At 65.3% G+C, this 25,679-nt stretch carries 25 protein-coding genes; 12 read left to right on the top strand and 13 right to left on the bottom strand.

Annotated features, from left to right (window positions below):
• Positions 1 to 61: 61 nt before the first annotated feature.
• From ACU8YE_RS15805 to ACU8YE_RS15840, 8 genes are all read right to left on the bottom strand, one after another.
• The gene (locus ACU8YE_RS15805) at positions 62 to 370 is read right to left on the bottom strand and encodes a putative quinol monooxygenase (protein ID WP_446929126.1); all 309 of its coding nucleotides are present in this window, start codon (positions 368 to 370) and stop codon (positions 62 to 64) included.
• 167 nt (positions 371 to 537) lie between these two features.
• Positions 538 to 1,647 carry a collagen-like triple helix repeat-containing protein gene (locus ACU8YE_RS15810; RefSeq protein ID WP_446929127.1) on the bottom strand — a complete coding sequence of 370 codons (1,110 nt, stop codon included), beginning with the start codon at positions 1,645 to 1,647 and terminating at the stop codon, positions 538 to 540.
• Positions 1,648 to 1,948: 301 nt separating this feature from the next.
• Positions 1,949 to 3,520 (bottom strand): SulP family inorganic anion transporter, encoded by a 1,572-nt coding sequence (locus ACU8YE_RS15815; protein ID WP_414561515.1) that lies wholly within the window; start codon positions 3,518 to 3,520, stop codon positions 1,949 to 1,951.
• A gap of 126 nt (positions 3,521 to 3,646) precedes the next feature.
• Positions 3,647 to 4,291: a carbonic anhydrase gene (locus ACU8YE_RS15820; RefSeq protein WP_316869385.1), complete on the bottom strand. Its 645-nt coding sequence runs from the start codon at positions 4,289 to 4,291 to the stop codon at positions 3,647 to 3,649.
• A gap of 384 nt (positions 4,292 to 4,675) precedes the next feature.
• Positions 4,676 to 6,712, bottom strand: coding sequence for a transglutaminase TgpA family protein (locus tag ACU8YE_RS15825; protein ID WP_446929128.1), 2,037 nt, complete (start codon positions 6,710 to 6,712; stop codon positions 4,676 to 4,678).
• Positions 6,709 to 7,785, bottom strand: coding sequence for a DUF58 domain-containing protein (locus ACU8YE_RS15830; protein ID WP_446929129.1), 1,077 nt, complete (start codon positions 7,783 to 7,785; stop codon positions 6,709 to 6,711). The genes ACU8YE_RS15825 and ACU8YE_RS15830 overlap by 4 nt, the downstream gene beginning before the upstream one ends.
• Positions 7,786 to 7,797: 12 nt before the next feature.
• Positions 7,798 to 8,760 carry an AAA family ATPase gene (locus ACU8YE_RS15835; RefSeq protein WP_232038714.1) on the bottom strand — a complete coding sequence of 321 codons (963 nt, stop codon included), beginning with the start codon at positions 8,758 to 8,760 and terminating at the stop codon, positions 7,798 to 7,800.
• Positions 8,761 to 8,853: 93 nt separating this feature from the next.
• A complete protein-coding gene (locus tag ACU8YE_RS15840) occupies positions 8,854 to 9,516 on the bottom strand; it encodes a TetR/AcrR family transcriptional regulator (RefSeq protein ID WP_232038715.1) in 663 nt (220 codons plus the stop codon).
• A 181-nt stretch (positions 9,517 to 9,697) separates the two neighbouring features.
• On the opposite strand from ACU8YE_RS15840, the gene ACU8YE_RS15845 reads away from it, so the two are divergent.
• A complete protein-coding gene (locus ACU8YE_RS15845; protein ID WP_260801199.1) occupies positions 9,698 to 10,996 on the top strand; it encodes an MFS transporter in 1,299 nt (432 codons plus the stop codon).
• Here ACU8YE_RS15845 and modA read toward each other — a convergent pair whose 3' ends face one another.
• A complete protein-coding gene (modA, locus tag ACU8YE_RS15850) occupies positions 10,997 to 11,770 on the bottom strand; it encodes a molybdate ABC transporter substrate-binding protein (RefSeq protein ID WP_440077598.1) in 774 nt (257 codons plus the stop codon).
• Between the two features lie 385 nt (positions 11,771 to 12,155).
• Here modA and ACU8YE_RS15855 point away from each other — a divergent pair, with 385 nt between their 5' ends.
• The 4 genes from ACU8YE_RS15855 (at position 12,156) to ACU8YE_RS15870 (ending at position 14,247) form a co-directional block, all read left to right on the top strand.
• On the top strand, positions 12,156 to 12,878 hold the full coding sequence (locus tag ACU8YE_RS15855; RefSeq protein ID WP_446929130.1) for a hypothetical protein: 723 nt from the start codon (positions 12,156 to 12,158) through the stop codon (positions 12,876 to 12,878).
• Positions 12,879 to 13,394, top strand: coding sequence for a GTP-binding protein (locus ACU8YE_RS15860; protein WP_232038719.1), 516 nt, complete (start codon positions 12,879 to 12,881; stop codon positions 13,392 to 13,394). It begins immediately after the preceding gene.
• Entirely contained in the window at positions 13,391 to 13,819 is a 429-nt protein-coding gene (locus ACU8YE_RS15865) for a roadblock/LC7 domain-containing protein (protein WP_322018109.1), read from the top strand. The genes ACU8YE_RS15860 and ACU8YE_RS15865 overlap by 4 nt, the downstream gene beginning before the upstream one ends.
• 68 nt (positions 13,820 to 13,887) lie before the next feature.
• A complete protein-coding gene (locus tag ACU8YE_RS15870) occupies positions 13,888 to 14,247 on the top strand; it encodes a hypothetical protein (RefSeq protein ID WP_232038721.1) in 360 nt (119 codons plus the stop codon).
• 27 nt (positions 14,248 to 14,274) lie between these two features.
• On the opposite strand, the gene ACU8YE_RS15875 is transcribed toward ACU8YE_RS15870, so the two are convergent.
• The 3 genes from ACU8YE_RS15875 to ACU8YE_RS15885 all read right to left on the bottom strand — a co-directional run bounded on the left by ACU8YE_RS15875 (position 14,275) and on the right by ACU8YE_RS15885 (position 16,458).
• The gene (locus ACU8YE_RS15875; protein ID WP_433867666.1) at positions 14,275 to 15,150 is read right to left on the bottom strand and encodes a LysR substrate-binding domain-containing protein; all 876 of its coding nucleotides are present in this window, start codon (positions 15,148 to 15,150) and stop codon (positions 14,275 to 14,277) included.
• A 52-nt stretch (positions 15,151 to 15,202) separates the two neighbouring features.
• Positions 15,203 to 15,637, bottom strand: coding sequence for a VOC family protein (locus ACU8YE_RS15880; RefSeq protein WP_260801193.1), 435 nt, complete (start codon positions 15,635 to 15,637; stop codon positions 15,203 to 15,205).
• 242 nt (positions 15,638 to 15,879) lie between these two features.
• Positions 15,880 to 16,458, bottom strand: coding sequence for a GNAT family N-acetyltransferase (locus ACU8YE_RS15885; protein ID WP_232038724.1), 579 nt, complete (start codon positions 16,456 to 16,458; stop codon positions 15,880 to 15,882).
• 134 nt (positions 16,459 to 16,592) lie between these two features.
• Between ACU8YE_RS15885 and ACU8YE_RS15890 the strand changes: the two genes are divergently transcribed.
• The 6 genes from ACU8YE_RS15890 to ACU8YE_RS15915 all read left to right on the top strand — a co-directional run bounded on the left by ACU8YE_RS15890 (position 16,593) and on the right by ACU8YE_RS15915 (position 21,620).
• On the top strand, positions 16,593 to 17,135 hold the full coding sequence (locus tag ACU8YE_RS15890; RefSeq protein ID WP_232038725.1) for a winged helix-turn-helix transcriptional regulator: 543 nt from the start codon (positions 16,593 to 16,595) through the stop codon (positions 17,133 to 17,135).
• Between the two features lie 171 nt (positions 17,136 to 17,306).
• Entirely contained in the window at positions 17,307 to 18,143 is an 837-nt protein-coding gene (locus tag ACU8YE_RS15895) for a GntR family transcriptional regulator (RefSeq protein ID WP_446929131.1), read from the top strand.
• A 100-nt stretch (positions 18,144 to 18,243) separates the two neighbouring features.
• The gene (locus ACU8YE_RS15900; RefSeq protein WP_414561507.1) at positions 18,244 to 19,470 is read left to right on the top strand and encodes an MFS transporter; all 1,227 of its coding nucleotides are present in this window, start codon (positions 18,244 to 18,246) and stop codon (positions 19,468 to 19,470) included.
• A gap of 79 nt (positions 19,471 to 19,549) precedes the next feature.
• Complete coding sequence (locus ACU8YE_RS15905) at positions 19,550 to 19,849, top strand: type II toxin-antitoxin system RelE/ParE family toxin (RefSeq protein ID WP_446929132.1); 300 nt, start codon at positions 19,550 to 19,552, stop codon at positions 19,847 to 19,849.
• A 2-nt stretch (positions 19,850 to 19,851) separates the two neighbouring features.
• Positions 19,852 to 20,154, top strand: coding sequence for an addiction module antidote protein (locus ACU8YE_RS15910; protein WP_232038729.1), 303 nt, complete (start codon positions 19,852 to 19,854; stop codon positions 20,152 to 20,154).
• Between the two features lie 161 nt (positions 20,155 to 20,315).
• Positions 20,316 to 21,620, top strand: coding sequence for an MFS family transporter (locus ACU8YE_RS15915; protein WP_232038730.1), 1,305 nt, complete (start codon positions 20,316 to 20,318; stop codon positions 21,618 to 21,620).
• A gap of 189 nt (positions 21,621 to 21,809) precedes the next feature.
• Here the strand turns inward: ACU8YE_RS15915 and ACU8YE_RS15920 are convergent, their stop codons facing one another.
• Positions 21,810 to 22,739 (bottom strand): type III effector protein, encoded by a 930-nt coding sequence (locus tag ACU8YE_RS15920; protein WP_322018115.1) that lies wholly within the window; start codon positions 22,737 to 22,739, stop codon positions 21,810 to 21,812.
• Between the two features lie 497 nt (positions 22,740 to 23,236).
• On the opposite strand from ACU8YE_RS15920, the gene ACU8YE_RS15925 reads away from it, so the two are divergent.
• Positions 23,237 to 25,543 (top strand): TonB-dependent siderophore receptor, encoded by a 2,307-nt coding sequence (locus tag ACU8YE_RS15925; RefSeq protein ID WP_446929133.1) that lies wholly within the window; start codon positions 23,237 to 23,239, stop codon positions 25,541 to 25,543.
• Positions 25,544 to 25,679: the final 136 nt, after the last annotated feature.

Below are 25,679 nucleotides of genomic sequence, written 5' to 3' on the forward strand. Positions count from 1 at the left end.
AACAAGACCGCCGCATCCGGCTGATGGCTGGGTGCGGCGGTTTCTTTTTTTCTCTCGGAACTCAGCTTGCGCCGGTGTTCTTCATGCCGAGCACCTCGATGGGCGCGATCTCGGGCGGTGAGGCCAGCAGCTCGGCCGCATTCGCCATGAGCGCCTTGGCAATCGGGCCGTCGAGATGTGCCTGGCGATCCTGCTCGCTTGCAAACGCATCGAAGATGCCGAAGACGTTGGGCGCAATGCGCAGTGCAAACCAGATGGGTGTGGTTGCTTCCTGGTTGGCCATTTGCAGACCCGCCGACAGAAAATCGGCGACGGCCTGTTCGTTGCCCGGTTTGGCAGTCAGCCGGGCAAACAATGCGTACTGAATCATTGAAGTCTCCTGATACGCGCGCAGAGGGGGGGCGCGGTCAGGCCTACTCTATGCCGAAAACCGGCAGGCCGCGTCATACGAACACGCGTACGAGCCGTTCCGCACACGGCGGTAACGGCTCGATGACGGGCCAGACGCACAGACCGGCCCGCCGTGGCTGCATGCGCTCAGTGGAGCAGCGCGCCGCCCACGGTGGTCAGCGCGCCGCCGACGGCACCCGTGACGGGCGCAAGCGGCGTGGTCGCCCCGGTGGATGTGAGCGAAGTGCCGACGCTGGTGACCAGCGAGCCAACCGGCGCCGTCGTGCCGCCGCCGGCTGGACCGCCCAATGCGCCCGTCACACTCCCCAGCGGATTGCTGCCGCCTAGTGCGCCGGTAATCGGTGCCAGCGGGTTGGCCGACGTAGCACCCCCCGGTGTGGAGGTCACCCCGCCCAACGCGGCCACCGTGCTGCCCGTGGCCGTCACCACGCCACCAAGGCCCGACACGACCGGCGTGTTCGTCGCCGTGAGCGACGTGCCCACATTCGCCACCCCGTCGCCCACGGTCTGCAGCAGATTGGTTGCCGGCGCGCCCAAGCCTGTCGTGTTACCCAGCGTCTGCGTGGCCGTCGTCACCTGCGAGGTGAGCGGCACCACCGCGGAACTGACCTGTTGCGTGACCTGCTCCACCGGCCCGGTCGACAGGGCCGTGCCGAGCGTGCCACCCGCGCCGGCCACCGCCTGCCCCACCTGCGAAACCGCACCGCCCACCGGTGACGTGACCGGCGACAGCGGTTGCAGCGGTCCGGTGCCGAGACTGCTCACAAGAGCGCCCGTTGCATCGACGGTGTTCCCGGCCTGTGTCACCACATTGCCGGTGCTCGATACCGTGGTGCCGACCGGGTTCGGGTTGGTGCCGATGCTGCCCAGGCCGGACTGCACCCCCGTGCCGAGTGCCGACACCGTATTGCCCACGTTGTCGACCACGTTGCCCAGCGCCGACGCACCCGGCAGATTGCTGCCGCCGACAGTCGACCCCAGGCTGCTGATTGCGTCCCCCGTGGCCGTCACCACCCCGCCGCTCTTGTAGGCGATGTCGCCGGTGGGCGTGGTGGACGCCGTGGTCGTCGTGCCGCCAGATCCGTTGGAACCGGAGCCGCCGCCGTTGCTGGCGGAGCTGCCGTCGCTGCCGGAGGTACCGCTCATGTCGCCCGAGCCGGAGCTGGCGCAACCGCCCAGCACAAGCAGGCCCACCAAGGCCGCCGAAACCAGTGTCCCTCGTTGCAATGTCTTCATGTCTGCCTCCTGTTTTAAAAATGCGCTTGATAATGCGCACTTTTGCCTGATTCGATCTTTATCGGCGCGCTATCCGAATCACTGGATAGCGCTTTCAAATGCAGTCTATTAACCGAGTCGATGGCAATTGCAAACATTGTCAAACGCCGGCGATCCCTGCTCTGAAGCCATTTGCGGGCAGGAAATCGCCGCCAAGCGCAGTGCCACCGTGGCGCAAACGTTCGCTTGGCGGCAAGCGTTTCCGATTATGTTTGGAGGCAATGCTCCAAATTACTCAAATTGAGTTAAATCCAGGCCCACGTTATCGGGCAGCCGTTCGCACAAATGGCAGGCGCGGCATGCGAAGCCCAGGAGCACGCTGTGGCACGGTCGCATCAAAGTGATGGCGTTCGATCACGATGCCGCGCGCCGGTGCCGCCTCGATGAAGTGCTCGACCATCTCGCGCACGTCGGGGTCGATGTAATCCGCTCGGGCACCGTCGACGATGAGCGTGGCGTGATCCGGCACTTGCGCCAGATAGCGCTTGAGCGGCACCTTGCCCATGAAGGACACATCCTTGCGGAACGAGAGCAGGAAGTGGTCGTGATGGCGCGCCATGACAATCGTGCGGCGCAGGTTGGCGCGAATCGCCAGCGCGATGCTCAGCGCAATGCCGATCACGATGCCGATCAGCAAGTCCGTCAGCAGCACGCCGACGATGGTTGCAATGAACGGTGCAAAGCGGTCCCACCCCTGCCGCGCCACCGCCACGAACAGTGACGGCTTGGCCAGCTTGTAGCCGGTGAAGATCAGGATGGAGGCCAGGCACGCCAGCGGAATCAGATTGACGATGGCGGTGAGCGCAAACACGCTTGCCAGCAGCAGCGCGCCATGCACGACCGCCGACCAGCGGCTCTGCGCGCCGGCGTGCACGTTGGCCGAACTGCGCACGATGACGGACGTGATGGGCAGCCCGCCCAGCAGGCCTGCCACCATGTTGCCCACGCCTTGCGCCTTCAGCTCGCGATCCGGCGATGCGGCACGTTTCTTCGGGTCGATCTGCTCAACGGCCTCCAGGCATAGCAGCGTCTCGAGGCTGGCCACGATGGCCAATGCCATGGCTACGCGCCAGACATCGGGATTGCCCAGTGCACCGAGCGTGGGCGACTCAAGCGCATCGAGAAACGCTCCAAACGACGCCAGCGACGGTAGATCGACACGATGCTCGGCCGGTACTGCAATGCCCGGCGCCACCACCTCCAGGAGCAACGTCACGCCAATGCCGAGTGCCACCACAACCAGCGGTGAAGGCAGTGCGCGGACCAACGTGAAACGGCGCAGCATCGGCGTGTCCCAACCGATGAGCACGGCGGCTGACAACAGCGACACCAGCAACGCCGGCAACGAGACCGAGCCCCACGGCGTGGCGATCATGCCCGCGCCCACGACGCCTGCAGCGCCGTCCTCGCCTGCCAGCCCGAACGCCAGCGGCATCTGCTTGATGATCAGCAGCAGCCCGATCGCCGCGAGCATGCCCTTGATGACGGACGACGGCACATACGCCGCAAAGCGCCCGGCGCGCAGCATGCCGAACACAAACTGCAGCGCGCCCGCCAGCGCCACGGCCACCAGAAATGCCGAGAAACCGCCCAGCTTGGCAATGCCGTCCACGACAATCACGACGAGGCCCGCAGCCGGGCCGCTCACGCTCAGTTGCGAGCCGCTGAGCAGCGCGACCACCAGGCCACCGATCATGCCGGAGAGCAGCCCCGCAAGCGGGTCAACGCCCGATGCGTTGGCAATACCCAGGCACAGCGGCAGGGCGACAAAGAACACGATGACCCCGGCGAGCATGTCGCGCGGGAAGAAAGCCGGAGAGGTTGGTGTCTGCATGGTTGTTGGAGTTGTATGAACTGCGCACGCGCGAACGCCTGCCTGCGGGCGGGGGCACCGCCGGCATGCGTGAGGAGAGAAAGCGTCAGGAAACAACGGCAGCCACAAACGCCGCCGCCGATCGGGTTAAGCGATGGCCTCGGCGGGCATCAGGATGTCGCCGCGCGTGGCGTGTTCCGCATCGGGATCGCCCGACGCCAGCACGCGGATATGCCCATCGGCCAGGCCGAAGATCCAGCCATGTATGCGCGGCGGGCGTTCCGCCTCGCGCACGATGGGGCTCTCGCGCAGGCAGCGCACCTGTTCGAGTACGTTGAGTTCAGCCAAGCGATTGACGCGCGCGTCCAGATCGGGCACGCCATCGAGTTCTGCACGGTGGTGACCCGCCAGCGCACACAGCGGCGCAATGCGGCGCGCCACGTGCGGCAAACCGTCAGGCGGCGGCAGCAGCGATGCACGGACGCCGCCGCAGCCGTCATGCCCGCACACGATCACGTGCGCGACCTTGAGCACGCGCACCGCATATTCCAGCACGCTCATTGTGTTGTCGTCCGCCGGGCAAACAAGATTGGCGATATTGCGGTGGACGAATAAATCGCCCGGGTTGGAATGGGTAATGGTTTCAGCCGGCACACGGCTATCTGCACACCCAATCCATAACACCTGGGGTTGTTGGCCTTGGGCCAAACGCGAAAAGAATCCGGGGTCGCGCGCGGCTGTTTCGTGCGCCCACGCGACATTCTCGACAAGCATGCGTTTCGGTCGATGCATTGGTATGGCTCCTGCGGAATCTGCGAAACCGCTGCTGCCCGGAAACCCACCTGGGCGGGTGTTCTCTGCAAACGTTGCAGTGCAGCGGAAACGTTACGAAAACTATCGTATGAGAAAGGTTCCCGCTGTGCCAGTGAGGGTATCGACGTCTAATTCAATCGAATATGCACCGATAATGCGCATGCCCTGCGCGACTGTGTCGCACCGATTATCTGCAATCGGGAAACTGCGTGCAGTTATTGCACTGCCCGAGTTATCTATCCGAAATATTTAATCCCTGGATCGGAAAATATTCCATCACAGGTGAATGACCAGCGTGCTGGATCCACCGCGCGGGTGCCCGCATTTGGGGCACATCTTCTAAGCCGATCAACAGCTTGCGCGTTAGCCCAGGCGAACTTGCGCAACGGCTTCGCGCCATTGCGTGAACCGCCGGGCACGCGCTTGCGCATCGCCATCGTCACGCCCATAGCGTAGGGCGACATAGCCGGCGGCGGCATCGCGCAACGCCTGTGCCGCTTGTGGAAACTGCGTGGCAGCGCGCTCGGCATAGGCCATCGGGCCTTCGGCAACGCCACGCGTGCAACCATGCCGCGCCAGCCTGTCACACAAGCGCTGCCACTGGGCTTGCACCGGGTCAGGCTTGGGCTTGCGTTGCTGCCACAAAAGCGGCAGCGCCGCGAGCAGGAAGAGGCCCGACACGCCCCACAGCACCGCGCGGGGGTCCGCCGCATCGAGCCCCAGCCACGCAAACAGGCGCGCCTGGCGATTGCGGTCGTAGCCGAGCACCCAGCTGTTCCAGCCGCTGATGAGGCCATCGAGCCCCCAGCGCACGCTGCGCAGCCAGCCCGGTTCTTCCGCACGGCGCGAGCGGAATTCACTCGCCGGCACAGCGGCGGCCAAGCCGCGTTCAACGCGTTGCGGCGCGACGGCGGCGGTCGGGTCCACACGCACCCAGCCGCGTCCGTCGAGCCACACCTCAGCCCAAGCATGTGCATCGGACTGGCGCACGATGATGTCACCGCTCATGGCGTTCACCTCGCCTCCGAGGTAACCGACCACCACACGTGCTGGCACGCCCGCCGCGCGCATCAGAAAGACGAAGCTGCCCGCGTAGTGCTCGCAGAAACCACGGTGCGTGCGGAAGAGGAAATCGTCAATCTGCTGATCCTGCAGCGGCTCCGGTTCAAGCGTGTAGGCAAACGGTGCGCGGCCGAATAGCTTGAGGGCTGCCGATACGCGCTCGGCCGGCGGCAGCGGTGCCCATTGCGCTGCCAGTGCGCGCGCCTGCGGGTTGCCCGGCGGCAACGCAAGCGCCATCTGCTGCGTGAGCGGGTCGAGGGCACCCGCGTCATCCGTGCGATTGCGCCCGGGCAACCGAGACCGCGCGTGATAGCGCACGCGCTGGTCGAGCGGCTGTGTGCTGATGAATTCGCCGTCGATGCTGCGGCCGGTGCCGTCGCGCGCCTCGATCGACTGGCCACGATCGAGCGCAAACAGCCAGCGCTGGCGCGTCGGTTCCAGCGTGATGTTGTAGTCGAACACACCCGGCGCGCCGCTGATTGCGTCCGCAGAATTGGGTACGCTTTCCGGTGCGGGACGTTGCCGCATCGATGCAGCCGTCCATGTCTGGCCATCGAAACGCCACAGCACCATGCCGCGCCAGTAGAGCGTGTCGAGCGGTGGCGGCGCGCCGACAAAGTCAACGCGGAAGGCAAGATCGTCGGACAGGATCAACTGGCCGACAGAGCCGGGCGCCATGCGATCAGACAGGCCACTGACTGCGGTGTCGGCTGTTTGCGGCAGGCGCCACAGCGGATGATCCAGCCGCGGAAACAACAGGAACAGCACTGCCGCGCACGGCAAACCCATGAGCACCAGGCGCGCAAGCACACGCGCAGGCGACACGCGCGCGCGCGCCTGCGGATGCAGCAGCAACAGCCAGTTGCGCAACAGCAGCGCCACGGTCGCCAGCATGGTGGCGGCCAGCCAGGGCGGCTGGTCAAACAGCACCTGCGAGAGCAACAGGAAGCAGCACAGCTGCGTGACGAGCACGCCGTTGCGCACGGTGTGCGATTCCATCAGCTTGAGCACGAGAAACGCGCCAAGCAGCGCCACCGACAAGTCCCGGCCGATGTTTCCGCCGGTGCGCATGGCGAGTGCCAGCGTTACGACAAGCGTGGCCACGCCCGTCAGCCCCAGCACCCACTTGCCCGGCAATGGCGCGCCCCGCACCCACAGCAGCGCGCGCCAGAGCAGCAGCACGCCGAACACCGCACACGTGACGAGCGGCAGCGCACGCAGCAGCGGCGCGAGCACGACGGCAAGCTGCGCAATCAGCCAGCCATGTTCGCGATGGGTCAGCGCGCGGGCGGAGCCGAAGGCGGCCGCTTCGGTGCCGATGGTGGCGGTCGTCGTCATGCGGTTTCGCCTTCCGGCATCGCAGGCTTGCCCCACAACGCCAACGCACGCAGACACGCATCCCGATGCGCGGCACCTCTCGCCGGACCAATGACAACGCCCGGCAGGCTCAGCGTGTATTCGGGCTCATCACCGGCGGGCGCGTGCTCGGCGGCCAGCACCCAGGCGCACAGCCGCGACAGGCGTTGCTCCACGTTCATCGAGGGCGGCAATGCTTCCCACGCAAGCACGCATTGCGCGTGACGGACTTGCTGGCCGGTGCGGCTCATCCATGTGTCGAGCCGCGCGCTGTGTTTCCAGGCAATGCTGCGCAGTGCGTCGCCGGGGCGGTATGTGCGCAGTTGGTCTGCGGCTTCTTCGACATGGGTGCGGGCGGCGCGCGTGTCGTCTTCGTCGCCGGGATCGGGCGCAAAGCTGGCGGGCAGCGGCGGCGCGGAGGGTTCCGGTGCCGGATAGACGAGCACGGTCAGCGGCGCGTCGGCGTAGCTCCATGCGCGAAAGAGGCCGAGCGGAAAACGCGTCGACACCGTCAGGCGCGGCAACTTGAACCAGCCGCGCGGCTGATCGGCGAAAGACAACGCGGCCACCACGGCGTCCTGCGCGTCGAGCGACGTTTCCACCGCGGCGGCTTGCGCGGCGCTCACGTCCACCCCCACACGCGCCCATGGCGTGACATTGGCCAATGCCACGCCCACATTCAACGCATGCCCGGCAAACACGGCATCGCCCGCCGCGCCGCGCACTTCCAGATCAACGAGGTTGCGATGGGTCTGCCACATGGCCGACGCCGCCACGCCAGCCAGCACGAACGTCAGTAGGAAGCCCAGGCTCACGTTGTAGTTGAGCGAGGTGAGCAGCATCACGCCCAGCAGCAGCGCAAAGCCGCCGCCGGCCGCGGTGGGCAGGATGTAGACGTGATTGCGGTCCAGCCGGATGCGGCCTTCGCGCGGCTTGCGCGGTCGCTGCAGAAAGCGTTGCACGCGTGCCCGCACAAACCGTATGCCGGGCAGCATCGCCAGGCCCGTACCGAGCAGACGCAACGGCGCGAGCAGCAGGGATCGCAATCGCGCCATGGCGCTGCCTACTTAGGGAATGGCAACCGTATCGAGCAGCCGCTGCGCCAGTGCGGTTGCCGACAGCGTGCCGCCCGTGGGCAACAACCGGTGCGCCGCCACAGCCTTGAATACGGCTTGCACGTCTTCGGGCAGCACGGCATCGCGGTCATCAATGAGCGCCCAGGCACGCGCAGCCGCCAGCAACGCCAGCCCGGCGCGCGGCGACAGGCCCATCTGCACCTGTGCATCGGTGCGCGTGGCATTCACCAGTGCGAGCACGTAGTCGACCAGCGCCGGTGCCACGTGCACGGCATCGGCAGCCGTCTGCAAGGCGATGACCTGCGCGGCGCTCAACACCGGCTCGATGTCTTGCGGCGCACCGCCGCCGAGGTACAGCGCACGTTCGGAACTTTGATCGGGATAACCCAGCGACAGCCGCATCGTGAAGCGATCCAGTTGGGATTCCGGCAGCGGATGCGTACCGATCTGGTTCAGCGGGTTTTGCGTAGCAATCACGAAGAACGGCTCGGGCAACGGATACGTCGCCCCGTCATGCGTGACCTGCCCTTCGGCCATCGCTTCGAGTAGCGCGCTTTGCGCCTTGGGCGTGGCGCGGTTGATTTCATCGGCCAGCACCACCTGCGCGAACAGTGGCCCCGGGTGGAATTCGAATGCGCCCTTCTCTTTCACGTAGATCGACACGCCGATCAGGTCGGTGGGCAGCAGATCGCTCGTGAACTGCACGCGCTGATATTGCAGGCCAAGCGTGCGGGCCAGCGCATGCGCCAGCGTGGTCTTGCCCACACCGGGTAGGTCTTCCAGCAGCAGATGCCCGCGTGCGAGCAGACACGCCAGCGCCAGACGGATCTGCAGCGGCTTGCCGAGCACGATGCGATCGAGCGCACGTTGCGCCTGCGACAGCGCAGCCGGCAACGTGAGCGGCGTGGCGGGTGTCGTACGAACGGGAGACAGCGGGGCTTGGTTGGGCGTCATCAAGGTGCAGCCGAAGCAACAATGCCAGCGAGTGTAGCGGCATCCCACGACACCCGCGCGCCCATGTCTTGTCTGCGTGAGCGCGCTACAACATCAGTCCGGTTTGCGCGCGGGGATAGCCGCATCGAGCAACACGCGTGCCGTGCGCGGCAGGCTCTTGATCAGGCGCGGCGCATCGGTGCCGAAGGTCTGGCTGGCGGTATAGGCGCCTTCGATGAGGAAAGCCAGGTCATCGGCCAGCGCATCGGGATCGGCCGCCCCGGCGGCCTGGGCGCGATCACGCAGGCGAGCGAGCAGCAGCGCCTTGTTGCGCTGGACAAACTGCCGCGCCGGATGCGTCAGGTCCGGAAACTCTGCCGCCACATTCACGAACGGGCAGCCCCGGTAGCCGGGGCGTGAGGCGCGTTCGGAGACATCGATGAAGAACTGCAGCAGTTGCGCGCGGGCGTCGGCCGGGTGCTTGGCCATGCTGGCGTTGAAGTAGCCCCAGAAGCTCTCGTCGCTGCGCTCCAGGTAGGCGATGACGAGATCGTCCTTCGACTTGAACTGGCGGTACAGGCTCATCTTGTTGACGCCGGCCTTCTCCACCACGGCTTCGACACCAACGGCCCGCACACCTTCGTAGTAAAACAGTTGACGAGCCGCTTCAAGCAGGCTGGCGTGCGCGTCTTCGCCGCTGATGCGACGCGGCGTCGGCTTGGGCTGATCAACGGTGGTGGAAAGTGCGCGAGGTCCGCGACGATTGAGCGTGGCCATGGTGATGCTCCTGCAAGCGCGGTGGGAGGCAAACCCCCAGCCACGCCGGTGTCATTCGAATGCAGCTTGACATGTTACCGATCGGTACCTACTATCGCAACCACGTTGTTACCGACCGGTAACGAATGCGATATTGTCGCCCCAACAAGAATCGAAAAAGCATCGAACAATCGGACGCCCCATGCAGCGACTTGCCCGCCTCATCGCCCCCCGTTTCCACTACAGCTGGCTTGCGCTCGCGGTGGTGTTCCTGATCCTGCTGTGCGCGGCCGGCACACGCGCCACGCCCAGCGTGATGATGCTGCCGCTCGAACACGAATTCGGCTGGAGCCGCAGCACGATCTCACTGGCCATCTCGATCGGCATTGCGCTGTACGGCCTGACGGGGCCCTTTGCGGCGGCATCGATGCAGTATTTCGGCATCCGCCCGACGGTGCTGGGTGCGCTGGCGGTGCTGGTGTCGGGCACGGCACTCTCGGCGATGATGCATGAGCCGTGGCAGATGGTGCTGCTATGGGGCGTGATGGTGGGCGGCGGCACGGGCGTGGCGGCCATCACACTGGGCGCGACGGTGGTCAACCGCTGGTTCACTTCGCATCGCGGGCTGGCCATGGGCATCCTGACGGCCAGTTCGGCCACGGGCCAGCTCGTGTTCCTGCCGATGATGGCCGCAGTGGTCGAGAGCTACGGCTGGCGCCCGGTGGTGCTGATCGTGGCCGGCGCGCTGGCGCTGCTGTTGCCGGTCGTGTGGCTGCTGCTGCCGGAATCGCCCAAGAGCGTCGGGCTGCGCACCTATGGCGAACCCGCCGATGCGCCGGAAGCCGCGCAAGGCCCGCGCGCCAACCCGATCACCCTGGCCATGCAGACGCTCGTGCAGGCGGCACGCAAGCGCGATTTCTGGCTGCTGTTTGCCAGCTTCTTCATTTGCGGTGCGAGCACCAACGGCTACATCGGCACGCACTTTATCGCCATGTGCGCAGACCACGGTTTCTCTGAGGTGAAAGGGGCGAGCCTGCTCGCCGCAATGGGGATTTTCGACTTGGTGGGCACCACGCTGTCGGGCTGGCTGTCCGATCGCTACAACAGCCGCGTGCTGCTGTTCTGGTACTACGGCCTGCGCGGGCTGTCGCTGATCTATCTGCCGTATGCGTTCGGCTTCGAGTTCTTCGGCCTGCCGGTGTTCGCCGTCTTCTACGGCCTGGATTGGATTGCCACCGTGCCGCCCACCGTGCGCCTGACCAACGATGTGTTCGGCAAGGCCGCCGCGCCCATCGTGTTCGGCTGGATCGTCGCGGGGCATCAGTTGGGCGCGGCGTTTGCCACGCTGGGCGCGGGCATGATGCGCGCTTCGCTGGGCAACTACACGCTCGCTTCCATGATTTCGGGCGGGCTGTGCGTGGCGGGCGCCTTCCTGGTGCTGCGCATTCACCGCACGCCCAAGCAGGATGCCGAGCGCGCGGGTCAACCGGCTACCGCGTAATCAAGGTTTCAGAAAACCGTACCGGGCCAGCACCGACTGGCCCGCCGGCGACAGCACATACGCCACAAAGTCGGCCGCCGGCTGCGGCTGCTTCGTGCCGGATGTCACGGCGATCGGGTACGTGAGCGGCACATTCAGCGGCACGGGGCTCGCCACCTTCACCTTGTCGGCGGCGATGGCGGCATCGGTGGAGAACACCAGGCCGGCCTCGACCTCGCCGCGGGACACATAGTCCAGCGCCTGCCGCACGTTCTGCGCCAGCACCGCCTTGGCCTCCACCGGCTCCCACAGTTTGGCCGCTTCCAGCGCACGCTTGGCGTAGCGGCCCACCGGCACCGACGCCGGATTGCCGATCGCCACACGCTTCACGTCGGGCCTCGTGAGATCGGTCAGGGCATGCACGGGCACCGTGCCTGCGGCCGGCACGATCAGCACCAGCTGGTTGGCGACAAAGTCGTGGCGCGTCTCAGCCTTGATGACTTTCTCGGCCACGGCCTTGTTCATCGCTTCCTGATCGGCAGAGGCAAACACGTCAGCGGGGGCACCCTTCACGATCTGCTGCATCAGCACGTCAGACGCGCCAAAGTTGAGCACGACCTTGGTGTCCGGATGCAGCACTTCGTACTGCTGCGCAATCGTCTTGAAGGCGTTGGTCAGGCTGGCGGCTGCTGAAACAACGAGGTCCGCCGCATGCGCGGGCGCTGCCAAGCCCAGCGACAACGCAGCGACCAGACCAATGGTGCGCACGTGCGCGCGCGGCAAGAAACGTTGCATGACTGACCCGGGAGAGTGGATGGATGACCGGCCGTAATATACGAGCCGATATAACGCCCGGTCAATGAGCCGCGGCGTATGTCCGGTATCACCGATGCCGGGCCTGTGTCTCGTCACTTCGTTCCCCTCCCGGACTGCTCAGCGATTCACAAGCAAAACTCAAGATTCCTCAGGCCCGCCCAAAGGCGCCGATGACGATGCTAGCCTCTCGCTCACCGATTGACGGGCGCCAGAACGGCGCCGGAATCGAGACACAAACAACAGCAGGCAGCGCACCAGTGGCTTGATCAAGCCCCGGCATGCATGCCGCATCTCCACGCAGAAGTACCGCGCAATGCGCCGGCCGTTCTCGTGGTTCGGGATATCTGAATTGGGGGGAACAGGCATGGAGCCGCTCGCACCGAGCCACGCGCGCGTGGATCACCGACGTGGCCGCATCTCATTGCAGCATCTTGATGAAGGTCTGCAGCGCCGGCTGCGCTCAGGCATCGGCGCGCTTGTCGGCCGCTCGCTCTATCAATGGGATGAAGTCCTGCCCGGCCAGGCCGATGTGGTGGTACTCGCTCCCGGGTCGGCCGATGCGGTCGCTGTAGCTCCCATCAAGATCTGGCTCGACGAAACACCACAATCCAGCCACGGCGACGACGCGTTCCACTTGCCACTCGGGTTCAGCCTGCCGGACCTCTGGGTGACGCTGGATCGCATCGCGCTGCGTCTCATGGACAAACCCGCGCGTCCGAGCACCGCACCCGTCGAATCCCTCCCCACGCAAACAACTGAGGCCAGCCCCGAGCCGACCTACCGCCTGCTGCGCTGGGTCACGCTCGAGATGCATCTGCAGGCGCTGCGTTTCCGGCGGGCGATGGCAACCATGACCAATCGCGCGGTCAGCCTGCGTTGGCTGACGACGGACGGCGGACTTGAACAGGAAGAGGCCCGCCTGCTGCTGCGCACGCTCAATCGGCTTGGCGCCCTGCAGATCGACGTGCACCGCGATGCTCCCGTGGCGACCACGCCCGCCAACGCAAGTGTTTCGCACAACCGCTTCTTCGACGTCGTCGGGCGCTGGCTGCGGACGTCTCGCCATCAGCTACAAGGCCGACACTGAATGCATCGCATTGGTATTTTCGGCCCGATGGGCATCGGCAAGACAACAGCCATTCGCACGCTATGCGGTGAGGTGACCATCGATTGCGATGTGCCCAATCTTGATCGCCACGCGTCCGCCAAGGCCACCACAACCGTTGGCGTCGACTTCGGCGAGGTGGACCTGGGCAACGGCGAACTGCTGCAGGTCTACGGCAGCCCCGGGCAGGACCGTTTCGATTTCCTGCGGGATTGGCTCATCTCCGTCATCGCCGGCGCGATCGTCATGGTTGACGTCAACGCTCCCGACGTCGGCGAGCGTTGCATCCCGCTGCTGCGTCGCATCGCCTCGGAACCCACGCAGCCATCCACGCTGGTGCTCGTGGCGCGGCCGGCCACGCCCGCCCAGGTCGATGCGTTTTCCGCCCGGCTCAGCCAGGTGCTCGGGCGGGCCATTCCGGTGGTCATGGCCGATGTCCGAGAGCCGGCACAGATGCTCGATATCGTCGAAATCATGCTCTACACCCTGCAAACATGAACGCAGCAGCATCCCCCGTTCCAACCGAACTCACGCACGCCGCCACGGCGGTGCTGACGAGGTACGCCGATGCGCTACCCGACCTGTCCGCCGCGACGCTCTGTACGCTCGACGGCTTCACGATTGCCTCTGCGCTGGACCCAACGCGCTATAGCGCGGCACGCCTCTCGGCCATGACCAGCACGGTCATGTCGGTGGTGCGTGCGCTGGGGCGCGAGATGCAATTCAACACCTGCCACCGCATGGTGCTCGAAACCGACATGGGGACCATGGTGTTCCAGCCCGTGCGCCAGTCCGCGATCGTGCAGGTGTGCATGGCGAACCGGCACGATGCCGTGCTCGGACGCGCCCTGTGGGAGGCCAAGCGCATCGCAGAAGAACTCGCTGCGCTGCCCGCCATGTCTTTGCTGCACCGACCCGCCTAGCCGCATTGGCCGTGGTCGCACTGATTTCATCGCCACAACCTACTCACACCATCGGGGGGAGTCCAATCATGAGCAATCTCAACAGTTCCATTACCCATCTCGCAACCTTCGACGGTGCGATGTGCGCCATGCTGGTCGACAGCGCCAGCGGCATGATCCTCGCATCGGCAGGCGATGGGATCGACCTCGAACTCGCCGCAGCGGGCAATACCGAGGTGGTACGCGCCAAGCTCAAGACCATGCAGGCGCTCAAGCTCGACGACGTCATTGACGACATCCTGATTACGCTCAGCAAGCAGTACCACATCATTCGCCCCGTCGCGAGCAAGCCCGGGTTGTTCCTCTACGTCGTGCTCGACAAGAACAAATCGAACCTGGCGCTGGCGCGGCGCAAGGTTCAGGAAATCGAACAGAGCCTGAGCTTTTGATCGGTTGAGTGCCCGCGGCACACCGCATCACTGATGCGGACGCGCGGCTTCGTCAATGCAATCGGCAAGCCGCCCCGCAATGGGCTGGCGACTGTGGCGGGGGCGCTCGATCAGGCCGATCTCGCGGTAGAAGGTGGCGTCGCCCAGGCTGATGGCACGTGTGCCGGACGGCCACCCGTCTTGCGCGGCGGTCTGCGGGGCGAGTGCGACGCCCTGCCCGCGCGCCACGAGCTGCGTCATGCCTTGCAGCTCGTCGAGTTCGATCACGTCGTGCGTGGTGATGCGCTGGTCGCGCAGGAACTGGTCGACGCGGCGGCCGCCGAACGAGCGGCGGTCGTAGCGGATGAACGGTTCACGCGTGAGCAGCGCGCGCCAGTCATCGCCGGGCACGCTGGCCGGCACCAGCAGCACAAACGGTTCGGCCACCAGCGTGCGCCATTCCAGATCGGCCGGCACCGCAAACGGGGGCCGGATCAGCACGGCGAGGTCGATCTCGCCGGCATCCACCAAGCCAAGCAGATCAAGCGAGACGCCCGGCACGATGCGCGCACGGCAATGCGGAAACTCGCCGCGGAACTGCACCAGCGCATCCACCAGGAACGACGTCTGCACCGAGGCAATCGCGCCGATGCGCACCAGGCCGCGCTGCTCGTTGCCGCCGGCCTGGTCGCCCAGACGGTCGTACAGCGTGACGATGTGCTCGGCCAGCGCCAGCGCATCGCGCCCGGCGGCATTGAGCGTGGCCGAGCGCCCCGTGCGATCGAACAATTGAAAGCCGAGCGATTCTTCCAGCCGCTGGATCTGCGCGCTCACTGCCGACTGGGTCAGGCCGATGCGCTCGCCCGCGCCCGCAAAGGTGCCGTGCCGAGCGACGGCGATGAAGGTCTTGAGTTCTCGAAGCATGAGGCGCGCGGATCAGAAGAGAAGCGCAAGGATACGCGCGCGCCGCGCCGCCTTACTTGGCAAACAGCGATGCCATGTTGGCAAACGCCTTCATCTCCATCGCATTGCCCGACGGGTCGAGGAAGAACATCGTGGCCTGCTCGCCCACTTCGCCCTTGAAGCGGATGTGCGGCTCGATGATGAACGCGATGCCGGCGGCGCGCAGCTTATCGGCGGCGGCTTCCCACTCGGACATGGAAAGCACCACGCCGAAGTGGCGCACGGGCACGTTGTCGCCATCGACGGCGCTGGTCTTGCGGTGGCCGATTTCGTCGGGCGCGAGATGGGCGACGATCTGGTGGCCGTAGAAATTGAAATCCACCCAGTCCGGCGAGCTGCGGCCCTCCGGGCAACCGAGGATGCCGCCATAAAAGGCGCGCGCCGCGGCAATGTCGTGGACAGGAAAAGCCAGGTGAAACGGTGCAAGCACGGGGGTGACGTCGCTCATGGTCGGGGCAAAGGCGGCAGGGATTGAACAAGGCGGCACCGGCACGCAGGTGGGGGGCACCCACGCACCGGGCCACGCGGGATGAGTCTATGCGCATCCATTCATCCGCAAAAGCGATGATTTTTTGCTGTGAGCACCATCAATATCGATGAATCAGCCAAAAAAGAAGCCGCCCAACGGCGGCGAAAGAGACACACGGTCAGCGCGCCTGCATGGGCGCAGGCACGCGAAACTGGGACGGTTCAGGCGAAAACGAATGGCGTCATGACGGCTTCGGCCGCCGCCAGCGGCAGGCGCACGGTGCAGACGGTGGCGTCGCCCGGCACATTGGCCACGCGGAAACCCGCATCGCGTGCGAGGCTGATCATGCGGCGGTTGATGGACAGCACTTCACCGAAGACCTCACGCGCACCGGACACCCGCGCAGCGCGGACCAGCGTGGCAAACAGGCGCCGGCCGACGCCCTTGCCCTGCCACGCATCGGCCACCAGCATGGCGAACTCGGCCACGCCGTCTTCCACCACGAAGCGGCCGTCGGCGATGAGGTCTTCGCCGGTGCCGTCGGGGCGCGCCACGCTCACGACCAGCGCCATGTGGTTCACGTAGTCGATTTGTGTATAGGCGGCGAGCATCTCGTCGGTCAGGCGGCCACCGCCCACTAGAAAGCGCGCGTAGCGGGACTCGGACGACAGGCCCTCGACCAGAGCGGCCTCAAGCGGGGCGTCTTGCGGCAGAATCGGGCGCACGGTGGCGATGGAGCCGTCGTGCATGGTCCAGCGGTCGATCCATTCGGCGGGGTAACGGTGGATGGTGTAAAGCATGGGGATCTCCTCACGCGATGGATCGTTGTTATTGACCGCCAGCACGGGATCACCGCCTGACTTTCTAATTTGAAGCCAGATTAGCAGAAACCCTGGCTTTTGCAAGTAAAGTCAGAATTGACTATGCTTTTGCCATGAGAATTCCGGAACCCTTCCCCGTCCCAGCGGCGTCCGAGCTTGTGACGTCGATGGAAGAGCCTTGCTCCATCGCGGCCGCCGTGTCGATCGTCGGCGAGAAATGGACGCTGCTTGTGCTGCGCGAGGCTTTTTCGGGCGTGACGCGGTTTGATGAATTTTTGCGCCGCACCGGGTGCTCGTCGGCGATCCTGTCGTCGCGGCTCAAGGCACTGGTGACGTACGGCATCCTGCGGCGCGTGCCATACCAGGAGCCGGGTGACCGCGTGCGCGACGCCTATCGGCTCACGCGGGCGGGCGTGGACCTGCTGCCCGCCATCGTCGCGCTGATGCAATGGGGCGACCGCTACCTCACGCCCGACGGCGAAGGCCCGATCCTGTTGCGTGACCGCGAAAGCGGCACACCGATCCACGTGGCGCTGGTCAATGCGCTGGGCGAGCCGGTTGCGCCCAAGAACTCGATACGCGAGCGCAATCCCCGTTATGGGCAGGGGGAAAATCCCGCTGCAACGGCTGCGGATACGCCGCCGGCCAACGGGTAACACACAACTTTACAGGCCCGGAAAAACGCCCTATCGTCGCGAATGAAAGGGCAAACGGCCGCGTTCAACCCGGCTTTCCAACGCATCCCGCGCCTTCCCACCATCGGCTGATGGTTGCCCCTCCTGACTTCGCCCTCGACCTCGCTGCTCACGCCCGGAACCACGACTGCCATGCCTGATGCCGTGGTACCGCTCTACCACCAGATCTACGTCGTCCTGCGCCAACAGATTCTTGAGGGCCGGTTCAGTGACGGCCCGATGCCGGGCGAAATCGAGCTGGCCCGCCAGTTCGGGGCCTCGCGCGTCACGATGCGGCGCGTGTTCGACTACCTCGTCAAGGAAGGCCTGGTGCGCCGCCATCGCGGCATGGGCACGTTTGTCGTCAAACCCGACGACCCGGTGACGATGGCCGGCGGCGCCCAGACGCTGCTGCAGAACATCATCGACGTGGGTGAGCGCACCTCCGCCGTCGTCGTCGAATTTGAAGACGTGCTGGCCCCGCCCGACGAGGCCAAGTGCCTGGAAATCCCGCCCGGCACGCCGATCAAGAAACTCGTGCGCGTGCGCCATTTGGAAGACACGCCCATGGCGCTCATCACCACGTGGCTGCCGCTGGACGTGACGAGCAAGCTCACGCTGGACCGCCTGGCGAACCAGTCGCTGCTGCGGCTGATTGAGGGCTCGGGCGTGCGGATCGACCGGGCGTCGCAGGTGGTTTCCGCGCGATTGGCCGATGTGGCGACGGCGCAGTATCTGGATGTGTCGGTGGGCGCGCCGCTGCTTTCCGTCCAGCGCATCGTGCGCGAAATGAGCGGGCGACCCGTGCAACTGCTGCAGGGCCTGTACCGACCCGACCGCTACGAATACCGCATGGAGCTGTCGCGCGTGGGCGAAGACCGCGCTCGTCTGTGGATCGACAACGCTGGCCACGACGTGCAAGGCGGCCATAGCGAAGACGTGGAAGAGACCCCCGCCTCAGCGCCCGCCCCCGCCGGACAGCGCGCCTGACACCACCATCAGCAAGGTTATTGGCCGTCAGCAGGCCCAGAGGAAAGTTGTTAGGATCGCCGCTTCGCTGCGATGCAGCAATCTCCTCCATGAGGTTCCCATGTCGACCTCGCCTGCGTCCACAACGCCTGCCAATACCACCACCGCACCTGCCGCACCTGACACCCAAGGGCTGATCCGCCTGCTCACCGCCGGCGCGGGGATCAGCGTGGCGTGCATTTACCTGAACCACCCACTACTGGGCCTGATCGGCCGCGACCTCGCCATCGCGCCGCAGGCCTTGGGCGTGCTGCCAACGCTTACGGCGGCGGGCTACGCCAGCGGCATCTTTTTCTTCGGCCCGCTGGGCGACCGCTACGATCGCCGCATCGTCATCCTGTGGAAGGCGGTGCTGCTCACGCTGGCGCTCATCGCCAGTTGCCTTGCGCCCAACCTGCCCCTGCTGGCAGCGGCAGGCTTTGCGGTGGGGCTGTCAGCCACCATGGCGCAGGACTTCGTGCCCAGCGCCGCCGCCATCAGCACAGACCACAACCGCAATCGCAACATCGGCACGGTGATGACGGGGCTGTTGATCGGCATCGTCAGCTCACGCGTGTTCAGCGGCATCGTGGCGGACCATTTCGGCTGGCGCGCGGCATTCGGCGTCTCAGCGGTGGCGATTGTCGGACTGGCGATTGCCGTACGCGCCGCGCACTTTGGTGTGGCGCCGCCCTCCGCCACCACGAGGCAGCCTTACCTCGTGTTGCTGCGCTCGCTCGGTACGCTGTTCGCGCAGCATCCGCGGCTGCGCGCGTCGGCCATCACGCAAGCGTTCATCGGCATTGCGTTCTCGGGCTTCTGGTCGACTGTGGCGTTACACCTGACGGGTACGCTCGGGCTCTCGACCGGGCAAGCGGGGCTGCTTGGCTTTGCCGGTGCCGCGGGCGCGCTGGGCGCGAGCATTGCCGGGCGATTGTCGGGCCGCGTTGCGCCCGGCCACATCGCAGCGGGTGGCGCGTTGCTCATGGCAGTGACGTTTGCCGCGATGGCGCTGTTCCCGCAATCGCTGATCGCCATCGTGATCGGCACGCTCATCTTTGACGTGGGCGTGCAGGCGGCACTGGTCTCGCACCAGACCATCATTTATGCATTGGCACCCGAAGCGCGCAGCCGCATCAACGCGGTGTTCATGACGGCGCTGTTCATCGGCATGTCGGTGGGCGCGTATGGCGCGAGCCTGGCGTGGACGAGCGCGCGCTGGACGGGACTGATGACGTTCTGCACGGCGGCGGCCCTGGTGGCGCTCGGGCTGCGTGCAGTGTTCAACGTGCGGCAGGGGGCCCGTTGACAAGCCCGCTCGGCATTGTGGTTGTGACCATTTGTGAACTATAGTTTACAGGTTGAAGTGCGATCCTTAGCATCCCCGCATGCTGACGATCCGCACCACCACCGCTTTCGACACCTGGTTTTCGAGGCTGCGTGACAAGACTGCGCAGCGCCGTATCCAGGTGCGCATCGACCGCTTACAACTGGGTCATCCAGGTGATGTGAAGCCTGTCCGAGCTGGTGTCAGTGAACTACGCATCAATCACGGCCCCGGCTACCGGGTGTATTTCGTCCAGCGTGGCGCAGTACTGATCATCCTGTTATGTGGCGGTGACAAGTCGACACAGGAAGCCGACATCCGACGCGCGATTGAGTTGTCGCGCCATCTCGACGTGGAGTGACCATGCCTAACGACAAACCCGTCAAAACCCGCCCGTGGGACTCCGCCGAGCATCTCAAGACCGAGGCCGACATGGCCGCATATCTGGACGCGTGCCTGGAGGAAGCGGCCGACGACCCCGCATTCATCACCCACGCGCTGGGCGTGGTGGCCCGAGCGCGCGGCATGACGCAGCTCGCACGTGACACCGGCATGACGCGCGAAGGGCTGTACAAGGCCTTGTCCGAAGAAGGCAACCCGAGCTTTGCCACTGTGCTCAAAGTCATGCGGGCGTTGGGTATTCGCCTGCATGCGGTCGCGGTGTAAGAGGCCGAGCGTACCCGTTTCTGCGTAACCTCCGCAGGCCTCCCGCAACACACCATCTCATCCATCGGGGCAATTCCGGGGCGCGACAATCTGCGACATGTCGCTACAATTCTGAGGGTCAGCTTAGGCTGCCCACAGAACAACCACACCGAGACGCCCTCATGGATAGCACTGCCACCCCGCATGCGGTTGACCCGCACGACACACGCCGCCGCATCTTTGCCATCGTCGGCGCGTCGTCGGGCAACCTCGTCGAATGGTTCGACTTTTACGTCTACGCATTTAGCGCGCTGTACTTTGCGCCGGCGTTCTTCCCCAGCGGTGACCGCACGACGCAACTGCTGAACACGGCGGGTGTGTTCGCGGCGGGCTTCCTGATGCGGCCGATTGGCGGCTGGCTGTTCGGCCGCATTGCCGACAGGCACGGCCGGCGCACGGCAATGATGATCTCCGTGCTGATGATGTGCGGCGGCTCGCTGCTCATTGCTGTACTGCCGACCTACGCGCAGATCGGTGCTCTGGCCCCGTTCCTGCTACTCGTCGCGCGGCTGTTCCAGGGCCTGTCAGTGGGTGGCGAATATGGCACCAGCGCGACCTACATGAGCGAGGTGGCGCTGCAGGGGCGGCGCGGCTTCTTTGCCTCGTTCCAGTATGTGACGCTGATCGGCGGCCAGCTGTGCGCGGTGCTCGTGCTGGTGATCCTGCAGCAGCTGCTCACGACGGCCGAGCTGAAAGCGTGGGGCTGGCGCATTCCGTTTGTGGTGGGTGCGCTGACGGCGCTGATCGCCCTGTATCTGCGCAAGTCACTGCACGAAACCCAGACCGCCTCTGCGCGCAAGGCAGAGCACGCCGGCACGATCCGCGGCGCGTGGCAGCACAAGGGCGCGTTCCTGCGCGTGATCGGCTTTACCGCCGGCGGCTCGCTGATCTTCTACACGTTCACGACGTACATGCAGAAGTACCTCGTCAACACGGCGCACATGGAGACCAAGACCGCCTCCAACGTGATGACAGGCGCCTTGTTCGTCTACATGGTGTTGCAGCCGGTGTTTGGCGCGCTGTCCGACCGCATCGGCCGCCGCAATTCGATGCTGCTGTTCGGCGCGCTTTCGGTGCTGGGCACAGTGCCGCTCATGAAGGCGCTGGCCACGGTGTCGAGCCCGCTCGCGGCCTTCGGCCTCATCACGCTGGCGCTGGCTATCGTCAGCTTCTATACGTCGATCAGCGGTCTGATCAAGGCCGAGATGTTCCCGCCCGAGGTGCGCGCGATGGGCGTTGGCCTGTCGTATGCGATCGCCAACGCAGTGTTCGGGGGCTCGGCGGAATACGTGGCGCTGTGGTTCAAGCAGGCCGGCACCGAATCGACGTTCTACTGGTATGTGACAGCGCTGTGCGCGGTGTCTCTCGTTGTGACGTACTTCATGCCCGACCCGAGCAAGGAAGGGTATCTGCGCCACGAGCCGTGATGGCTCGTCACTGATCGATGCACGCTGGGGCGCTCTGATTTGGTAGAGCGCCCTTTTTCATGTCCATTTCAATGAGCGGTCTTGCCATTCGCCTGGGGTGATTTGGCACGCAGCGCCTGGACAGGATGTCGGCAAGCGCATTGGTGAAACCGACGCCGCTGACGCTGCGATGGATTCGGCGTCCTACCCTTAGACTGCAGCGTACGCGCCAAACCGCTGGCGAATCAGCTCCGGCGAATAGCGATAGTTCCAGCGCAACTCAACACCGGCGGCCACGCGCTGTGTGGCAAAGAAGGCGCGGATGGCAAAGCGTCGTCCGCAACGTGAAGTCGCCTCAAACACCGCAGCCTCCATGTTGTAGCCCGACTCCGCCTGCCGATCCGCCTTGCCGCGTTCGTAGGTAAAGATGGTGTTGGCCATCGCCAGGATGTTTTCCCCGTCGACCCAGGAATCGACGCCGCCAGCGGTGGTGCTCAGCACGAAGGAATCGTCGAGACAGGTGTAATAAGTGGCGGGCGTCAGGAGCCTGCCGCCGTAGACGCCGAGGCATTCGCCAACGTCGATGTCCCGCACCGCAAATACACCAAGCTCGCCGGTGAGTGCCTCCTCGCGCGCGTCGCGTAGGTCAGCGCGCTGCATCCGCCGGCACACAAGCGTGCGTTGGTACAGCGCGCCACGCAGGCGGGGCGCCACATCGGCCTGCAGATACGGCCATACGGCGTCTGCCGGGTAACGCTCGAAGCGGTCTCTGGATCGACCGGTCGGCTCCAGCGTGGCGATAAGAATGGGCTGCTCCATTTCGTCGCGAAACGGATAGCCCTGGTCCACCTCGGGCGAATACGCGAGTCGCGCAATGGCGTGCGACTGCTTGAATGCTTGCGTCTCTTCTCGAAAGGCCTGAACGCACTTCAGCACGGCGAGGTCGTCCGGCTCTTCGGACACCAATTCCAGAATTTCGGAGCGCAGCGCCTGAGCGGTGGCATAGAAGCGCTCGTGCCGCGCGGCAAGTCCACGCGTTTCAGCAGCCCTTCGAAGCGACGAACGAATGCGCTCGGCCAGCGCATCGGCAAGGCAAGACGTTGATGACAGCATAAACACCACGGCAGCAGGACGAGTCACGGACGGCCACAACCATAGCGGCCGCCCGGCGCACGGCAGCGCCACAGCGCGAAAGGAACTGTTGCGGCGCGAAACAAGATCGCGCCCATCATCCAATGACGTGTGTCCAAAGGAAGCGCTCAACAGATCAGAGACTGCGTTACGGTGCGCCGAGAGACTGCGTCAAGCGGCTCGAGAAAAACCGCCCCCCTCTTCGGAGGGGAAACGTGGCATGGATCGTGCGTTATTGGCGCCCGTTTCACGCCAATAAAAATACGGGTGGGGTATGAACAAGAAGCGGATCCCGGCGATCGCGCTGGCGAAAGGCAGGCGCCAGTTCGGCATGTGTGGACTGGACCATCGCGCCAGTCTGGACCGGGGGTGCCCCTAGCAGGCAGATCCGCCTGTTTCTTCGACGCGGCAGAGCGCCTCGGAAGTTTCAGGCGCAAGGGGGCGCGAACGTCCTGCGTTCTCCGTCCTTTCCAGACCTTCACCGCACGGTGACAGCGCTGCCCCTCATGACGCCCTTGCCTCTTACCTGGTTCCGCCTCCCTGGCCTGGCTGCCGTGCTGATCGGACTGTCGATGGCACAGCAGGCGCATGCCACGGCGGCTGACGAGCCGCTGCAACTGCATATCGAGCACTCGACGCTCGAGCATGTCCTGATGGAAATCACGCGGTTGAGCGGTCAACCGGTGTCGTTCGCATCCAGCCTTGTGAAGGAGCGCTGGGCAGGCCCGATCGACGGCAAGATGACGGCCGCAGACGCGGCCCGGTTGGCACTGCAAAACAGCGGGCTGGCGCTCTCCGTGCTGCCTGACGGCACGCTCACCGTTGTGGCGGCCGACAACGCCGGCGCGCCCGACTCACCGCGTGACATCGGCTCACTACCGCCGTCGGAAGTCCATGGCGCGGGCGACATAGGATTCGCGGTAGGCTCCAGCAGCGCCATCACCCGCGTTGAAATGCCGATGACGAGCATGCCGCACGCCGTCAATACGGTCACACGCGGTCTCTTGGCCAGCCAACAGCCGACCTCATTGAATGCCGCATTGGCGCAGGCCGGCGTGGCATCGGTATTGGCTGACCCCACAGCACCGCCCCTCTATGCCATCCGCGGCTACCTGACCAACACAATTTCGGTGGATGGCTTGCCCGACAAGCTCGGCTCCTTGCGGCCCGTGGATGCACTTGAAGAGATCGACGTCATCAAAGGACCGAACGCCGACGTGGCGAGCGTCACCATGGCTGGCGGCGCCATCAATGCCAGCCTGAAAGCGCCGACCGCCGTCGCGCAGCGCAGCATCGCCATGGAGATCAGCTCGCACACCGGGCGTAAGGTGGTAGCCGACCTGGCCGGCGGCTTCGGGGGCAACGGGTTGTCGTACCGCTTCGTTGGGCTCAATGACACGACGACCGACAGCGACGCCGGATACGCGGGCCACCGCGTCAGCTACGTCCACGCCGCGCTGGGCTGGAACGACAGCACAACAAGCATTACCGCCGGAATCGAATCGCTCACCAGCCGGCAGCCCGTGCCGCCCGCCACCTTCGCACTGGGCGGCGCACCTGCCCGCGTGCCCGTGCAGCTTCCCTTCGGCAACGTAGACGACCGCGTGGAAGGCAGCGGCACGCGCGTCTACTACACGGCCTCGCGCAACCTGACCGATGACTGGGCCATCCACTCGCGGGCGAGCTATGAATCCGTGAGAGAGGAATCGGCCCAGTGGGACCTCGGTTCGGCCTCGTCGTATCGCGTCATGCCCAACAACACGATCTGCGGCCTGCGCCACACAGAAAGCCACTTGTGGGCCATGTCGAACGAGTTGACGGGCACCTTGTCGCACAACGCCGTGCGCCATGCATTCACGCTCGGCTGGGAAGAGATCCAGGAACGGCAGAACCTGATCAAACCGGGGTCCATCGCCCAGGTCACGCAAGACCCGTTTGCACCCGTACCGCTGCCGGAGGCAACGTTCGTTCCGGGCAACGGGTTGTCGCAAACGTTGCGGCAATCGATCTTTCGGCTGCGCGACCACGTCTCCATTGGCGACAGATGGGAGATGTCCGGTTCCATCCGCGCGAACAACTACGTCGCCCTGCTGCCCCATACGCAATTGCGGGGCGTGGCCTGGACGCCCGCAGTCGGCGTGCTCTACAAGCTCACCCCCAGCACGGCGTGGTTTGCCGACTACATGCGCGGCTTCCAGATCAACACCGGCTACTTCTATGACGGCACCGGCACGCAACCCGAGCGCAGCCGCCAGGTGGAAACCGGCCTGCGATGGGAAAACGCCCACCACACGCTGACGGCACAAGCAGCGCTCTACCGCATCGATGCCAAGAACGTGAGCCTGGCCGACGTGTCGCACCCGGGCTATTACACGCAACTGGCCGAACAAACCAACCAGGGCGTGGAACTGTCAATGCAGGGCACGGTGGCGCGCGGCTGGGAGGCCTCGTTGTGGTTGTCGGCCTCTCGCATGTCGGCAAGGCTGCCGGGCGGCTACGCACCCGGCGTGCCAGCCCGAAACGCCGCGCTCTGGACGACGTACACCATACAAAGCGGCGTGCTCGCAGGCGCCGGCATGGGGCTTGGCATCAGCGCGCAGGGCCGAGCCGATGCCCATGGTGACGCCCCTTTTCGAGTACCCGGCGCCGTGCGCGTCGACAGCAGCCTCTTCTGGCACCAAAAGCGTTGGCGCATCGATGTCTTTGCACGCAACCTCTTCAACGTGCGCACATACGGCAACACGCTCAGCAGCAGCTACATCCCGATCCTGCCCGGCCGCACGCTGGCGCTGCGCGTCACGCACAACTTCTGAAACCCACTCCCGATGGGTCCGCCGCATGCCCTGACACGGCGGCGCGCGCGTGAGCCTGCCTCCTCTCACATCTCGCTGGCCTGCGATTTCGTCTCGGTGATCAGGGCTTCGGCCTCGCAGCATGGCCTGATGGCCG

It is taken from the genome of Ralstonia sp. VS2407, from assembly GCF_052950655.1.